Genomic DNA, 13,740 nt, shown 5'->3' on the forward strand with positions numbered 1-13,740 from the left:
CGCGCGCGCGAGCCCGCGCCGCGCCGGCCCCCCCCCGCCGCCCCCACCCCCACCCGCCTAGCCACGGCAGCCCCCCCGCCCCCCCCCCGCCCCCCCCCCCCCCCCCCCCCCTTCAGCACGTCAGGCGTGTCGGTACACCGTGACGTCGTCGATGTCGGACCGCGAGCGATCGGGAAGGCCGCGGACACACAGCACGGTGATCACCGCCGCGACCACGATGTACACCGAGATCGAGTACGGCGTCCCCGTGACGTGCAATAACCAGGTCGCCAGCAGCGGTGCGGGCCCGCCCGCGAACACCGACGCGAGCTGATAGCCGAGCCCTGCCCCGCCGTACCGCAGATGCGTCGGGAAACTCTCCCCGATCAACGCCGCCTGCGGCCCGTACTGCAACGCGTGCGGCACGAACGCGAGCACCACCACGACGAAGATCGCGACGTGGCCGCCGTTGCTCAGCACCGCGAAGTACGGAAACGCGATGACCCCGGTCAGCACCGCCCCGGCGAGGTACACCCGTTTCCGGCCGATCCGGTCCGACAGCTGGGAAAACCACGGGATCATCGCCAGCTCGAGCGCCGCCCCGACCAGGACCGCGTTGAGCACGAACGTCTTGCTGAACTCGTGCCGCGAAACCACGTAGACCAGCACGTAACTGGTGAACAGATAGAACGGCATCTGCTCGCTGAACCGCAAACCCGCCGACAGCAGGATTTCCCGCCAGTGGTGGCGTACCGCGTCCAGCACCGGAGTACGGGAGGTCCGCCGCTGGAGTACCGCCGCGGCGAACATCGGCGTCTCCAGGATCTTCAGCCGGATCACCAGCCCGACCACGACCAGCAGCAGGCTCGCCAGGAACGGCAGCCGCCAGCCCCAGCTGTCGAACGCGGCGGGGGAGAGCGTCGCGGACAGCAGTGTCATCCCGCCCGTGCCGAGCACGAGCCCGACCGGGACACCGACCTGGGCGAAACTGCCGAGCAGCCCGCGTTTGCGCTGATCGCCCCATTCCATCGCGAGGAGGACCGACCCGCTCCACTCGCCGCCGATCGCGATGCCCTGGATCAGCCGCAGCAGCACCAGGATCAGCGGCGCGGCGAACCCGATCGTCGCGGTCCCGGGCAGCAACCCGACGACGCCGGAGGAGATCCCCATCAACAGCAGCGTGACGATCAGCGTGGCCTTCCGGCCGATCCGGTCGCCCCAGTGCCCGAAGATCGCCGCGCCGACCGGGCGCGCGGCGAACCCGACGGCGTAGGTCGCGAACGACTGCATCGCCCCCGCGTAACTGCTGGACGCGGGGAAGAACAGATGCGGGAAGACGAGCGCCGCCGCGGTGTTGTAGAGAAAGAAGTCGTACCACTCGATGGTGGTTCCGATCGCGCTGGCCAGCGCCGCCCGCCGCACCTGCACACGACGACCGCCCGGGGACTCCGAGGTTGCCGTCGTATGGGTGACGTCGTTGTCTCCCAAGACCATGTCCGCACACCTCCTGTGACCGATGTCACCCTATAGTGCGGGTCGGGCCTCCGTTTGACGATGACTCACCGCGAAGATTTCCCGTCCGTTGTCCCCGGCCCGGCTATAGGGGGCGGACGATGAGCTGCCTCCAGCGTCGCGGACAGCTCGTCGATGTACCGCAGTGACAGCCACAACTCGGCCTGACTCTTGGCGGCGTCAAGCTCAGGGGACCCGACCGACATCTCTTCGTAGCCGGGTTCGTCGGGTCGCGTGTGGAGCATCCACGGATACTTGGCGTGCGGTGTCGACCGAAGAAACCACGTCCGCCCGTCCCATTGGGCACGATGGGTGTCCCGGTCGATCGGAGACCACTGTGCTCGCGTTTTCAAAGCCACGTCGAAAACAATAGGAAACAGACAACCGGGAAATCGAGTTCGAGTCTCAGTCCCGAATAATCACACTACCCGCGCTCGCGCATAATTTCGCTCCCGACTTCCCGGAGAAATGCGGTAGCATTGTCTCCGACAAGGGCAGCGTCAAGGAAATATGCGAAGAGGTTCAGATGATAGGAGATATCGCGCGGGTCGCGCAGCACGACCTCACCCGAGAAAAGCTCGGCGGTCACCAGTCGGTCATCATAGATCACGAAGACGTTCAACGGCGAAGCGTGCACCTCGGCTGACTGTGGTATGACCGCGATGTCCACATTTGACAACTCGGCCACCTCTGCCATGTGGGTACATTGCCGGGCCACGACGTCACGATCGGCGCGCATCCACCGTACCGCGTGTTCGGGCATGAGGAAAACAAACTTGCGTGACGTGTGCCGCAGAACTTCCTGGCTCTCCATTCGGGCCTGCACGGCTCGTTCGGTGTTCCAGGAAACGTCTCCGGGAACGGTCGGCGTCAAGACTTGGCGCGCGTACTCCTCGGTCTGCAGAAGTCCCGAGGGGATCGCGGGCAGGAATTGGCGGACGACGATCGCCGACTCGGCCAAGGCTTTCAGTTCGGTTTGCTGACGCCATAACCCCATTTCAGCGGCGGTGCGCCACGACGTGTGTTGCACGTTCGCCTGGCGAGCGAGGGTCACCAGTTCCCTGCCTGCCTCGGCCGGGACGTCGAGCGCTTTGAGGATCCGCTCGACGTCGACTACCGATGGCAGAATGCGGCCGCGTTCGATCCGGCTGATTTTCGACTGCGACATAGCGCAACGGACGGCCAGTCTCTCGCCGGAGAGGTTGGCTGCCTTGCGTAGCCGTTTCAATGCGTCTGCCAGCCCGGCGCCGGGCCGCTCAGGACGGGTCATACTCGGCGAACGGGACGGCGTGCGCGAGGGCGATTTCGCGCCAAGCCAGATACTTCGACAGGTCAGGGGCGTCGGGTTGTTCGATGTTGTCCAGTGTTCCGTCCGGAGCGAAGTTCAGGTGCACGACGACGGAGTCGTCGAACAGCCAGAAATCCTGAGCGGGCAGTCCCAGGTCGCTCCGGGTCTGATCGAGAATTCGGATATCCTCGCCTGCCTCGACGTTGCCGGGGATACCCCAGGCGAGCTGATACCGCTGGTAGTCGGTGAGCGGTTGCCGGACAGTCCGCACGCGGCCGATGGACTTACCGGCGGACACCCATGCGTGAACCTCTTCGTGCCAGTCATCGTTGTGCCCTATCGGCCGGGCCTCTCCAGCGAGGAATCGGTTCAGGCTTTCTTGCTCGTCCGGCATCGTGTAGACCGGCTGCGTCTCGAATCGCCAGGCCGACCGTTCGAAATCATCGAAGCAGGCCGAGAAGGCGTCTCCGTCCAGCAGGGTCACCGGGCGCCTCCTCCCGCATCCAGAGCCTGCACCGCATCCCTGAGCACGTCCAGCGGTAGCTCGACAGCTGATTCCCCCGGGCCGAGGGTAAGCCCCTCGGCGTCGGTCACCGGTGTGCCTTGCGCAACGCCTGTTCCCCGATCGGTGACGTACACCGTCGGACATGTCTTCTTGTCGCAGCCCGCCACTTTGCGTAGTTTCATGGTCACTTGCCTACCACACGAGACCGGAGTGACCAGAGTGTCAGTCACGGTCTCGCATGAACAGGCGTTGGCTCGGCAGTCTCACTTCCGGCGGGCTGCGGGAACGGTGGCGGCGTAGTCGGCGAGGCCGGTGGCCATGGACTGCATGAAGCGGCCCAGGTACCACTGGAAGAACCAGCGCATTCCCCGCCGGGCCAGATACGTGCCGTGCCACCGGATGCGGGTGCCGCCGTCCGGCGTCTCGCACAGTTCGACGGCGGCCTGGTAGTCGGTCATCTGCGGGTTTTCCGCGCCCTCGTAGGCGAACCGGCGCTCGGGCTCGAGGGCGGTGATCCGTTCCTTGGTCACGACCTTCCCGGTGCGGAAAGCGCGGGTCGCACCGACGCCGTCCTGCCCGTCGGGGGAGAGGCCGTGGGACTGACCGGGCTCGAGAGCGTCCACACGCGACCATTCGGGCCAGCTCTGCGGGTCGAGCAGCAACGTCCACACCGCGGCAGGCGGCGCGGACGATTCGGCGATGACGTCGTATGACTGCATTACAGAATTCCTTGCGTGGTGTTGTAGGCGGCCGGAGAGCGCAGATCGCGGAACGCGTGGCGGAGTTCGGACACCAGGAGATCCGGCTGTTCCAGGCCGGGAAAATGCCCACCGCGGTCCAGTTCGCGCCAGGAGCGGAGATCCAGGTAGCGCCGTTCCGCCCAGCGGCGGGCGGTCGGCCACGGATCGGCGGGAAACAGCGAGCAGGCGGTGGGGACGGTGACGGGCCGGGCGTTCTCCTCCTCCGCGCTGCGCGGCACCCACCGCATCGCCTCCCAGTACCATCGCGCGGTCGACGCGCCGGTGCCGGTCAGCCAGTACAGCGCGATGGTGTCGAGCTGTTTCGACACGCTCATACGGCTTCTCGCCTGGGGACGGTTGTCGGCGTAGGCGGCGAACTTCTCCCCGAGCCACGCGGCCAGCCCGGCCGGCGAGTCGAGCAGGGAGTACCCGAGCGTCTGCGGACGCGTGCTCATCAGCATCCCGAAGCCGTAGCCGTCCATCAGGTGCAGGTCGCGCCGGTCCAGCGCGCGTTGTTCGGCCGGGTCCGGGGAGATCCGGTCCTCCGGCAGGGGCGACGCCAAGGGCATCGTCAGGTGCAGTCCCGTGACCCGCTCGGGAACCAGCCGCGCCAGCTCGGTGCTCACCTGAGCACCCCAGTCCCCGCCGTGCGCGCCGAACCGCTCGTAGCCGAGCACGGTCATCAGCTCGGCCCACGCCTCGGCGGTGCGGCCCGGGTGCCAGCCCTGCTCGCGGGGCCGGTCGCTGAACCCGAATCCCGGTAGTGCCGGGACGACCACGTGGAAGGCGTCGGCCGCGGAGCCGCCGTGCGCGACCGGATCGGTCAGCGGCCCGAGCACGTCCTCGAATTCGAGCACCGAACCCGGCCAGCCATGCGTCAGCAGGAGCGGCATCGCCCTCGGCTCCGGCGAGCGGACATGCCAGAACGCGATGCCCAATCCGTCAAGGTAAGCACGGTAGTGCGGGATCGCGTTCCACCGGGCTTCCTTCGCGCGCCAGTCGTGCGTCCGCCACGCGTCCAGCAACGCCTCCAGCCGCCGCAGCTCCATTCCTTGCGTCGCGTCCGGCACCGTCTCGGGTTCGGGGAGCCGGACCCGGGACAGGCGGGCACGCAGATCGGTCAGGTCGCGCTCGGGGACGTGAATGGCGAAGGGTTCGATTCCGGCCACCGTCTCCACGATCGGAGAGATGTGGTTCATGGGGCCAACCCTAAGAACGGGTCGTCACCGTGCCCATGCGTGAGATTGCGGTGCTGCGATCAGGAATTGCGATAGACCGAGGGACGCGCACCGGTGTGCCGCAGGAACGCGGCCGACAACGCGCCGGGACTGGCGAAGCCGCACCGCACAGCGATCTGGGCGATCGCGAGGTCGGTGTCGTGCAGCAGCCGTTTCGCCTCCTCGATCCGCAGCCGGGAGAGATACCGGTACGGCGTCACGCCGGTCGCCTCTTTGAAGACGCGGACGAGGTGGAAGACGCTGAGGTGGACCTCGTCGGCGATGTCGGCCAACGTGATCGGATCGGCCAGCCGGTCCCGCATCACCGCGACGGCCGCGCGAACACGAGCGTCTTCACGCGTCATCGTCTGCTCACCCGACGGCCGCGCATGACGGGTGAGCAGGTGCGTGGTCAGGAAGGCGGCCGCCGACTCGGCGTACAGATCGTCGGCCTCGCCCAGGAACCCGATCGTCCGGACGGCTTCCTCGACGAGCGGATCACCCGCGGCGACGGACGCGGCCATGGCCTCGTAGTCCACCGTGTGGCCGCCCAGCTCCGCCACGACCGTCTCGACCGTGCCACGCGGGATGTGGACCTGGATGCTGCGCATCGCGCCGTCCCCGCGATAACGGTTGAGGACGGACTCCCCGGGGATCTTCAGCTCGAGCTGCCCCGGTGTCCACATGAAACGGGTCGCGCGGCCGCCGTTTCGCGCCTCCATCATCGCGTGCCCCGAAACCGGCAGCACCAGATGCAGGTCTGCGACGGCGGGCAACTGCATGTCCTCGGCGACGGCGACGTGTTCGAACCGCTGGACGAGCAGCGACTGCCAGCCTGTGTCCTCCCAGCTGCAGTACGTCCGGCGAACGTAACGATCCATGTCGAAGCCGACGTAGGGCTGGAGGTCGAACCGAGCGGAGTCGAACACCATGCCGTCGAGTTTACCGCCCGGCTTCCGGGGGCACCGTCCTGTTTCGACTGATCGGCCCCTGCCGCGCGGAGATCATCGCGACCGGTAGCTTCGCAACGCACTGTCGATCATCGCGAACACCAGGGCCGCCGGACGGCGCGGCCGGGACGGGAGCCTGTCGTGACCACCGCACTGATCATCGGTGACCTCCAGCGAGGCATCACCGGCGGCTACCCGTTCGCCAGGGCAGTCCTGCCGCCACTCACCGAACTGCTCCCGCGAGCCCGCGCGGCCGGTGCGCTCGTGGTGTTCGTGCGCTTCGCCGTCCGGGGCAATGGCGCCGACCTGCCGCCGGGCAACGCGATGTTCAGGACGTTCTACGAGGCAGGAGACGCCTTTCACGAGGGATCGGCCGGCACCGAGATCGATCTGCCGGTCGCCGAGGAGGACGTCGTCGTGCTGAAACGCCGTGCCAGCGCGTTCGCCGGCACCGACCTCGACCTCGTGCTCCGGTCCGGCGGCGTGGACACCCTCGCGATCGCGGGCGTCGCGACCAGCGCGATGGTCGCCGCGACGTGCTACGACGCGGCGGACCGCGGCTACCGGGTGAAGGTGCTGCGGGACGGCTGCGCCGACGGCGACCCGGCGATGCACGACTTCTTCATGGACAAGGTCTTCCCCAGCCGGGGATTCGAGGTCGTGTCCTGCGCGGGATGGTCGCTCGGCTAGGATGTCGCGATCGAAACTTGACGCGTAGGAAATCTCCTACGTATTGTGGCGGACATGAACATCAGCCATGTCCAGTTCCTCACCGTCCCGGTCGCCGACCACGCCAAGGCGCGCGACTTCTACGTCGACACGCTCGGGTTCGAACTGCTCCTGGACCACCGCGGCCCGCACGGCCAGTTCGTCATGGTGGCCCCGAAGGGAGCGCAGACGGGGCTCGTCCTCGTCGACTACCAGGTCGCGGGCCTCGATCTCACCGGCCCACTGCACATCCAGCTGCACACCGGCGACGTCGACGCCGATGTCGCCGAGCTTCGCGAGGCCGGGATCGAGGCCGAGGACCCGCAGAAGATGCCGTGGGGCAGGGCGACGTCGTTCAAGGATCTCGACGGCAACGCGATCAGCCTGCTGGAGCCGTCCGAGTACGGGAACCGGCCGCGCTAGTGCCGGTCCACGACGACGTCTTCGCCGCGCTGGCGAATCCGGCCCGGCGCGAGGTGCTACGCCTGCTGCTCGACGGCCCGATGGCCGCCGGGCAGCTCGCCGAACGCTTCGACATGCGCCGCCCGAGCCTGTCCGAGCACCTCCGCGTCCTGCGGGAGGCCGGTCTGGTGACGGAACAGCGACAGGGCCGCAACCGCGTGTATTCGCTCGACGCCGGCCCACTCGAAGAGGTCTCGGCCTGGCTCACCCCGTACGAACGCTTCTGGCGGGCGAAACTCGCCAACCTGCGTGACCTGCTGGACGAGGAGGACCTGTGACCGGACCGGCCGAATACGACGAGGATCCGACGGCGATCCACGTCGATCAGTTCCTGCCGCATCCGGCGCGCAAGGTGTGGCGCGCGCTGACCGAACCGGATCTGCTCGAACGCTGGACCACTATGCCCAACGACATCAAACCCGTTGTGGGACACCGGTTCGAGCTGATCGCCGAACCGGTTCCCGCCGCCGGGTTCGCCGGCGGGCCGGTGGCGTGCGAGGTGCTGGAGGTCGAGCCGGAGCGCGTGCTCAGCATCCGCTGGGGTCCACAGTGGACCGTGACGTGGCGGCTCGTGCCGGAGGGGCGCGGGACCCGGCTGCTGCTGACCCACGAGGGCTTCGACCCGGACGACGAGTTCCAGCGGATCTCCCGGCGGATCATGGGCGGCGGCTGGCGTTCGCACGTCCCGAAGGCACTCGCCCGCCTGCTGGACGCGCTGCCCGATTGAGCAGGTCTACCATCGACGCTCGTGACGGATGCGAAACCGCTGCGCGCCGATGCCAGGCGTAACCGGGCCCGGGTACTCGAAGCCGCGGAGAGCGTGTTCGCCGCCAAGGGGACCGGTGCCCCGACCGAGGAGGTCGCTCGCGCGGCCGGGGTCGGGATCGGCACCGTGTTCCGGCATTTCCCGACCAAGGAAGCGTTGCTGGAGGCCGTGCTCTACGCGCGGCTGAACCGGTTCGTGGACGAGGCCGAGGCGGTCGTGGCGGCGAATTCCGCGGATGCGGGTGGTGCTTTCTTCGATTTCCTTACCAGTTGGATTGAAATGGCGAGCGCCAAGAACGCTTACTTCGAGGCGCTCACCGCGGCCGGGGTCACGGTGCCCACGACCGGATCGGTCGTGGGCACCCGGCTCGTCCACGCGCTGGGCGTCATCCTGCGGCGCGCGCAGGAAGCCGGCGCGGTACGGGCCGATCTGCACACCGACGAGCTGATCCCGGTCATCATCGGCACCGCGAAGGCGGCCGAGCACGTCGGCGCGGACCGGGAACTGCGGTGCCGCACCGTGAAGATCATGTTCGACGGCCTCCGCCCGGCCCGTCACTGACCTTCCGGGACCACCGCCGCGCCGAAGGGTTCGAGGCGCGGCCGCTTCGGGCTGAGCGTGTCGCCCGAGGATTCGCCGCGCAGCCTGCGCCGCAGCCACGGCACCGCGTGTTCCTTGCTCCACTGGAGGTTCTGGCTCCGTCGTTCCCGGGGGCTGAGGACGACACGGGGGCCGAGCGCGGCGGGCGTGAGCCGATGCGGCGCGCCCAGTGCGCCGAGGACCGCGATGGCGATCTCGGTGTGTCCCAGCGCGTTGAGGTGGAGCCGGTCGGGAGCCCACAGTCGGCGGTCGCGCAGCTGCCGCATCGCCCACATGTCCACGAGCAGCGCGTCGTGCCGCGCGGCGATCCCGCGTACGAACTCGTTGTAGATCGCCACCCGGCCACGGATCTTGCGGAAGAGCGCGTCCTCGACACCGTCCACTCCGGTGAACAGGACGACCCGGGCGCCGCTCGCGCGCAGCCGCCCGACAGCTTCGTCGTAGGACTCGGCCAACGCGTCGATGTCGACCTTCGGCCGCATCAGATCGTTCCCGCCCGCGTAGAGCGTCACCAGGTCGGGACCGAGGTCGAGGGCGGGCCGGAGCTGTTCGGCGAGCACCTGCTTCAGGAGCTTGCCGCGGATCGCGAGGTTGGCGTAGCGGAAGTCCGGCTCGTGGGCGGCCAGCTGCTCCGCGACGCGGTCGGCCCAGCCGCGGACGCCGTTCGGCGCCGCGGGATCGTCGTCGCCGACGCCTTCGGTGAAAGAGTCACCTAAACAAACTAAGCGGTTGCTCACCACGGCAGTCTATGCGGCGGCCGGCGCGTCGCGCCGGGGGAGGTGGTCACGCACTGACCCGCCGCGCGCGGTGTTCGGCGACGTGCACCCGCGTCGCGCACCGAGCCGTGCAATACCGGCGGCGGCCGTTACGCGAGACGTCCACATAGGCCGTGCCGCAGCCTTCGCGGGCGCAGACGCCGAGTCGTTCGGGATCCTCGCAGACCAGATGCGCCAGACCGCCCGCGGTGAAGGCCCGGACCCGGCTCACCGGGTCGGCGTGCTCGCTGGCGTAGTGCAGATGGGCCGGTTTGCCGTCGTGACGGGAGATGTACGGACGGCAGGCGGCCGTCGAAAGCAGCGCGTTCACCAGGTCGACGCGGTCATCGGGCGCGGCAGCGAAAACGGGCCGCAGCCGCTCGCCCCACTCGAGGATCCGCGCGACCTCGTCGGCGGTCGGCGGTGCCGGTGTCATCCCGCGATCCAGCACGAGCGCGCGGGCCTCGTCGTCCGCGTCCCGCGCGGCGAAGTTCGCCAGGTCGGCGGCCAGCTGCGCGGCGGGCCCGCCGTAAGGGTTGAAATGCACAAACTCATTACATCACGATCGGGGTATGGACGAGAACAGGTGCCCCCGGTGTGGTTGGCCACTCGCGGAACTCCCGGCACGGCAATCCGTTTCGCACGGCAGCGTCGGCTACACGCGCTGTTTCTGCGGAAGCTGGCTGGTGCGGGTCGAGGGCCGAGTCGTCGGCGCCACGCGGCCCTCGCCGTAGTGACCAGCGATCACCATACGACGGGGATCAGGTGGGGTTCGGGGATGAGCATGTCGTGACTCCACGGAATGTCGTTCCCCGAAACCGCGAGGTCGAGCTTTTCGAAACGACGGAACAACGCCGCGTAGATCGTGCTGAGGAACAAGTTCTGGGCCGAATCGCCGGGGGAGGCTTCCCGGCGGACGCGGAATTTCTCGGGGGAGTCGAAGGCGGCCGGATCCCAGAGGTCGCCGAGCATCGGTGCGCAGACGACCTCTCCAGGAGTGAGAGTGATGCCGTGGAAAGTGTAGGTTTTTGTTACCACCAAAGGAAGTCCGAGCAGGCCGCTGTGGTGATGGCGGAGAACCTCCTCGGCGGCGCGGGGCCAGAGCGTTTCGTCCTCGAGGCACTCCTCGAGTTGCTCGCGATGAGTCAGCAGGGTGACCGCACCGGCCGAGAAAACGCGACGCAGGCCGGGGCTGAGATGAACCGACAGCGGCGTGACGAAGGCCGCGACGAGGTCGACCGGATTCAGCCCGGTTTCCATCGCGTCGAGCGAACTCGTCGCCTGCCGCTCGATCTCGGCCAGGTGCCCGGGGCGGAAATCCGGTTGAGCGGGCGTCAGGCGGGAGAATCGATCGCTGGTGTAAACCTGGGTGATGTCGTCCCGGCGGGTGATCATCCACAGCCGTTGCCCGCCGGGCAGCGTCACCGGGCAAAGCGGGTGATGTTTGCGCGCCCAGGCGATTTCGCCGGGCGGGGTTCCCTTGTGGACAGGCGGGAACGGGTAGCGAAGCGGGAGTTCGTAGGACATCAGCCGTCCCTGCGCGCGATACCGAATGCCTGGCCGGGCGAGAGCGAGACACTCCGGGACTCGCCGAAGACCAGAGGCATGAAGGGCCCCATTTCCCGGTGATAGAGGAAAACCGAGGAACGCACTCCGAAGATCGCCGGACTGTCGATGATCAGGGGAAGCTCCGCCAGCGGGTAGTGCACCGCGACATCGAGCTGGGAATCGGCGGGATCGGTACCGGTGTTGGTCCGCACGGCGAGCCGGGCGATCTCACGGCACGCCGTCCGGACCACAGGATCCTCCGCGTAAGCCCGCTTGGTGCGTTCGCGGGAGAGCCGGTAGGGGCGGCGGGCGGCCAGGGTCGTCCAGGTGTGGACCCGGCTGTGCGGTTTGCTGTCGCCAGCCGCGATCAGGCCCTTCACGGCGGCGGTGCGCAGCGTGTTCAGGGCCTGCCGGGCCCGGCGGACGGCCTCGCGGGGCGGAGTGCCGGCCGCGGTCAGCGTGTAGACGGCCTCATAACCGGGGGTGAAGACGTCGACCGTGTCGAAGTGCGCGTAGCACCACGCAACCAGATCGCGCACCAGAGACGGTTTGTAGTAGCTGTTGAACGGGCTCAACGCGACGAGTGCGTGCTCGGCCCGGTCGACGACCCGGCGGCATCGCGCGGTGACCGTTTCGATGGTGAACAACCCGCGGTCGTGGACGCTCTCGGCCGTCTCGAGCACATGATCACCTCGCCTTTCCGCGGGTAGCATCAGCCGATCCGCGGCGGTCGGCGGCCGAAATTCCCTTTTGGACAGAAAACGATGGCCGAGAGTTCGGTCCGGCCGCTGCCGGTGCGCTTGGTGTCGGGACCTCGCCACCTGTTTCACCTGACCGGCGGCTGACGACACCGGCCGGCCGCGTCAGGTTGGCAGGATGAACCGAATCCGTCTCGGCGCGGCCTTGGCCGCCCTTCCCTTGGCGGCCGGCCTGTTCGTAACCGGCGGCACCGCACTCGCCACCAACGGTCTCGTCTACGTATGCCAGAGCGCGACGACGCTGGGGAGCGGACCGTCCTTCCCCGCCGTCGTCGGTAACGGCTGCACCGGTACGCCGGACTCGGGCAACGGGGTGATCGTCGACAAGCTCGACCGGATCACTTACTCGTGCTCCGTGCTTCAAGGCTCGGGAACCCAGGGCATCCTGATCGTGCACGGGAACCACTGCCGGGCGGGCTGACCGGCCGATGCCGCGGTGCCACCGACAGTCAGTCCCGGCTGGCGGTACCGATGATGATGGGCCGCACCGTGAGCATGCCGAGCGGCAGCGTCGAGTGCTCGACGCGCTCGACGTTCAGCGGGGAGTCACGCAGGATCCGCTCGGTGCGCCGGTTCGGGTAGCAGCCGGCCGCGAAATAGCGGTGCGGTACTTCCAGCGCGTCCTGCAGCGCACCGATGAGACTGCCGTCCGCGCCCCGGACGTGCTCTATGAACAGGTACCGGCCGCCGGGACGCAGCACCCGGTGGATCTCCGCAAGCGCCCGGACCGGGCTCGGGATGGTGCAGTGCACGTAGGTACCGACGACCGTGTCGAACGATTCGTCCGGAAAGGGCAGGTTCTCCGCGTCGGCTTCGGTGAGTTCCCACGAACCGACCGGCGGCGGGCTCGCCGCCAGCTTTCCGCGCAGGTGCCGTCGCATGTGCGGGCTGGGCTCGGTGACGATCAGCTCCGACACCGCATCGGTGTAGTGCGGCAGGTTGTAGCCGTTGCCCGCGCCGATCTCACACGTGCGGCCCCGGGCGCCCGCCAGCAGTTCCCGCCGGGTTTCGCTGTGCCCGGCGCGCTCGGAAAGTCCCATGAGGACGGGGTAGTAGAAGCCGAACATCCGCTCGTTGAGGCCCCAGGGGTCACGCATCTCCCCACGCTACCCGCGGTCGGTCCGGTGCCGGTGGTCCCCGGCATGACGGGCCAGGACGTCGCGGGCGATATCGGCCAGGCGCCTGCCGCTGACCTGGTGGGCGATGCGCATCCGCCGGAACGCCTCGTCGAGGCTGATGCCGTGCGCCTCGGCCAGGACTTCCGCGGCGACGGCGTCGATGTTCTTGTCGTTCGCGTCGAAATCGATGACGAAGTCGGTATCGAGGTCGGCGCGGAGCACCACCGACGCCATTTCGGCGAACGCCTCGGCGTCCGCGATCGTGGCGGCGGACGGGACATGACCGGATCGCCGATAGCAGGTCAAGGTTCCCATCACCCTGTCGGCGGTGTGGAGGGGGAACGCGAAGACCCCCGCGATGCCGAGTTCGGAAGCCGCGTCCGTGTAGTCGGGCCAGGAGATGCCGTGTGCCGACAGATCGGACACGAGGACCGGCTTCCCGGTGAGGAACGCGGCGATCGAGGGCCCTTCGCCGGTGGCCAGTTGTAGTTCCTCCGCATACCCTGCCCACTCGTCGCTGGCGGCGAGCCGATGGTGTGACCACCTCGATGCGCGCAGGGTGACGGCGGCCGCGTCGATTCCCGGGAGTTCTTCCGCCGCGGCGGCACAGACGGCGGCCGCGCATCCGCCGCGCCGCGCATCCCGCGCGGCGTGGACGATGCGGTGCCACAGCACGTCTCGGTGGGTCGAAACGGCCCGCGCGGAGGCGAGCGCGCGGTCGTAGCGCGCGGCGGCCCCCGCCCCCCCCCCCCCTACCCCCCCCGTGGCGTATAAAACAAAACCCACACCCCAAAAAAGGTACCGTGAGGGGGTGGGGGGTGTGGGGTGTTTAGT

General features: G+C 68.4%; 19 protein-coding genes. 6 read left to right on the plus strand and 13 right to left on the minus strand.

Annotated features, from left to right (window positions below):
- Window positions 1–120: 120 nt before the first annotated feature.
- The 7 genes from ACFWX1_RS33640 to ACFWX1_RS33670 all read right to left on the minus strand — a co-directional run bounded on the left by ACFWX1_RS33640 (window position 121) and on the right by ACFWX1_RS33670 (window position 6,173).
- On the minus strand, window positions 121–1,473 hold the full coding sequence (locus ACFWX1_RS33640) for an MFS transporter (protein ID WP_378393789.1): 1,353 nt from the start codon (window positions 1,471–1,473) through the stop codon (window positions 121–123).
- Between the two features lie 65 nt (window positions 1,474–1,538).
- A complete protein-coding gene (locus tag ACFWX1_RS33645) occupies window positions 1,539–1,736 on the minus strand; it encodes a hypothetical protein (protein ID WP_378393790.1) in 198 nt (65 codons plus the stop codon).
- A 179-nt stretch (window positions 1,737–1,915) separates the two neighbouring features.
- Entirely contained in the window at window positions 1,916–2,761 is an 846-nt protein-coding gene (locus ACFWX1_RS33650; protein WP_378393791.1) for a helix-turn-helix domain-containing protein, read from the minus strand.
- A complete protein-coding gene (locus ACFWX1_RS33655; RefSeq protein WP_378393792.1) occupies window positions 2,748–3,263 on the minus strand; it encodes a DUF6879 family protein in 516 nt (171 codons plus the stop codon). The genes ACFWX1_RS33650 and ACFWX1_RS33655 overlap by 14 nt, the downstream gene beginning before the upstream one ends.
- A 284-nt stretch (window positions 3,264–3,547) precedes the next feature.
- Window positions 3,548–4,003 (minus strand): SRPBCC family protein, encoded by a 456-nt coding sequence (locus tag ACFWX1_RS33660; protein ID WP_378393793.1) that lies wholly within the window; start codon window positions 4,001–4,003, stop codon window positions 3,548–3,550.
- A complete protein-coding gene (locus tag ACFWX1_RS33665) occupies window positions 4,003–5,223 on the minus strand; it encodes an epoxide hydrolase family protein (RefSeq protein WP_378393794.1) in 1,221 nt (406 codons plus the stop codon). Before ACFWX1_RS33665 ends, ACFWX1_RS33660 begins: the two co-directional genes overlap by 1 nt.
- Before the next feature lie 59 nt (window positions 5,224–5,282).
- Window positions 5,283–6,173 carry a helix-turn-helix domain-containing protein gene (locus ACFWX1_RS33670; protein ID WP_378393795.1) on the minus strand — a complete coding sequence of 297 codons (891 nt, stop codon included), beginning with the start codon at window positions 6,171–6,173 and terminating at the stop codon, window positions 5,283–5,285.
- A gap of 159 nt (window positions 6,174–6,332) precedes the next feature.
- On the opposite strand from ACFWX1_RS33670, the gene ACFWX1_RS33675 reads away from it, so the two are divergent.
- The 5 genes from ACFWX1_RS33675 to ACFWX1_RS33695 are packed head-to-tail and all read left to right on the plus strand — an operon-like array spanning window position 6,333 to window position 8,688.
- Window positions 6,333–6,881: a cysteine hydrolase family protein gene (locus ACFWX1_RS33675; protein ID WP_378393796.1), complete on the plus strand. Its 549-nt coding sequence runs from the start codon at window positions 6,333–6,335 to the stop codon at window positions 6,879–6,881.
- Window positions 6,882–6,935: 54 nt separating this feature from the next.
- Window positions 6,936–7,322, plus strand: coding sequence for a VOC family protein (locus ACFWX1_RS33680; protein ID WP_378393797.1), 387 nt, complete (start codon window positions 6,936–6,938; stop codon window positions 7,320–7,322).
- On the plus strand, window positions 7,322–7,639 hold the full coding sequence (locus ACFWX1_RS33685) for a metalloregulator ArsR/SmtB family transcription factor (RefSeq protein ID WP_378339020.1): 318 nt from the start codon (window positions 7,322–7,324) through the stop codon (window positions 7,637–7,639). Before ACFWX1_RS33680 ends, ACFWX1_RS33685 begins: the two co-directional genes overlap by 1 nt.
- Entirely contained in the window at window positions 7,636–8,088 is a 453-nt protein-coding gene (locus ACFWX1_RS33690; protein WP_378393798.1) for an SRPBCC domain-containing protein, read from the plus strand. The genes ACFWX1_RS33685 and ACFWX1_RS33690 overlap by 4 nt, the downstream gene beginning before the upstream one ends.
- A gap of 21 nt (window positions 8,089–8,109) precedes the next feature.
- Window positions 8,110–8,688 (plus strand): TetR/AcrR family transcriptional regulator, encoded by a 579-nt coding sequence (locus ACFWX1_RS33695; protein ID WP_378393799.1) that lies wholly within the window; start codon window positions 8,110–8,112, stop codon window positions 8,686–8,688.
- Here the strand turns inward: ACFWX1_RS33695 and ACFWX1_RS33700 are convergent.
- The 4 genes from ACFWX1_RS33700 to ACFWX1_RS33715 form a co-directional block, all read right to left on the minus strand.
- Complete coding sequence (locus ACFWX1_RS33700; protein ID WP_378393800.1) at window positions 8,682–9,464, minus strand: SGNH/GDSL hydrolase family protein; 783 nt, start codon at window positions 9,462–9,464, stop codon at window positions 8,682–8,684. The genes ACFWX1_RS33695 and ACFWX1_RS33700 overlap by 7 nt on opposite strands.
- A gap of 46 nt (window positions 9,465–9,510) precedes the next feature.
- Window positions 9,511–10,029: a CGNR zinc finger domain-containing protein gene (locus ACFWX1_RS33705; RefSeq protein WP_378393801.1), complete on the minus strand. Its 519-nt coding sequence runs from the start codon at window positions 10,027–10,029 to the stop codon at window positions 9,511–9,513.
- Between the two features lie 197 nt (window positions 10,030–10,226).
- Window positions 10,227–11,009: a cytochrome P450 gene (locus tag ACFWX1_RS33710; RefSeq protein ID WP_378393802.1), complete on the minus strand. Its 783-nt coding sequence runs from the start codon at window positions 11,007–11,009 to the stop codon at window positions 10,227–10,229.
- Window positions 11,009–11,713 (minus strand): tRNA-dependent cyclodipeptide synthase, encoded by a 705-nt coding sequence (locus ACFWX1_RS33715; protein WP_378393803.1) that lies wholly within the window; start codon window positions 11,711–11,713, stop codon window positions 11,009–11,011. The genes ACFWX1_RS33710 and ACFWX1_RS33715 overlap by 1 nt, the downstream gene beginning before the upstream one ends.
- Before the next feature lie 193 nt (window positions 11,714–11,906).
- On the opposite strand from ACFWX1_RS33715, the gene ACFWX1_RS33720 reads away from it, so the two are divergent.
- The gene (locus ACFWX1_RS33720) at window positions 11,907–12,209 is read left to right on the plus strand and encodes a hypothetical protein (protein WP_378393804.1); all 303 of its coding nucleotides are present in this window, start codon (window positions 11,907–11,909) and stop codon (window positions 12,207–12,209) included.
- A gap of 28 nt (window positions 12,210–12,237) precedes the next feature.
- Here ACFWX1_RS33720 and ACFWX1_RS33725 read toward each other — a convergent pair whose 3' ends face one another.
- On the minus strand, window positions 12,238–12,885 hold the full coding sequence (locus tag ACFWX1_RS33725) for a class I SAM-dependent methyltransferase (RefSeq protein ID WP_378393805.1): 648 nt from the start codon (window positions 12,883–12,885) through the stop codon (window positions 12,238–12,240).
- A gap of 9 nt (window positions 12,886–12,894) precedes the next feature.
- Entirely contained in the window at window positions 12,895–13,581 is a 687-nt protein-coding gene (locus tag ACFWX1_RS33730) for a GAF domain-containing protein (RefSeq protein ID WP_378393806.1), read from the minus strand.
- Window positions 13,582–13,740: the final 159 nt, after the last annotated feature.

It is taken from the genome of Amycolatopsis sp. NPDC059021, assembly GCF_042739895.1.
Lineage (GTDB): Bacteria > Actinomycetota > Actinomycetes > Mycobacteriales > Pseudonocardiaceae > Amycolatopsis.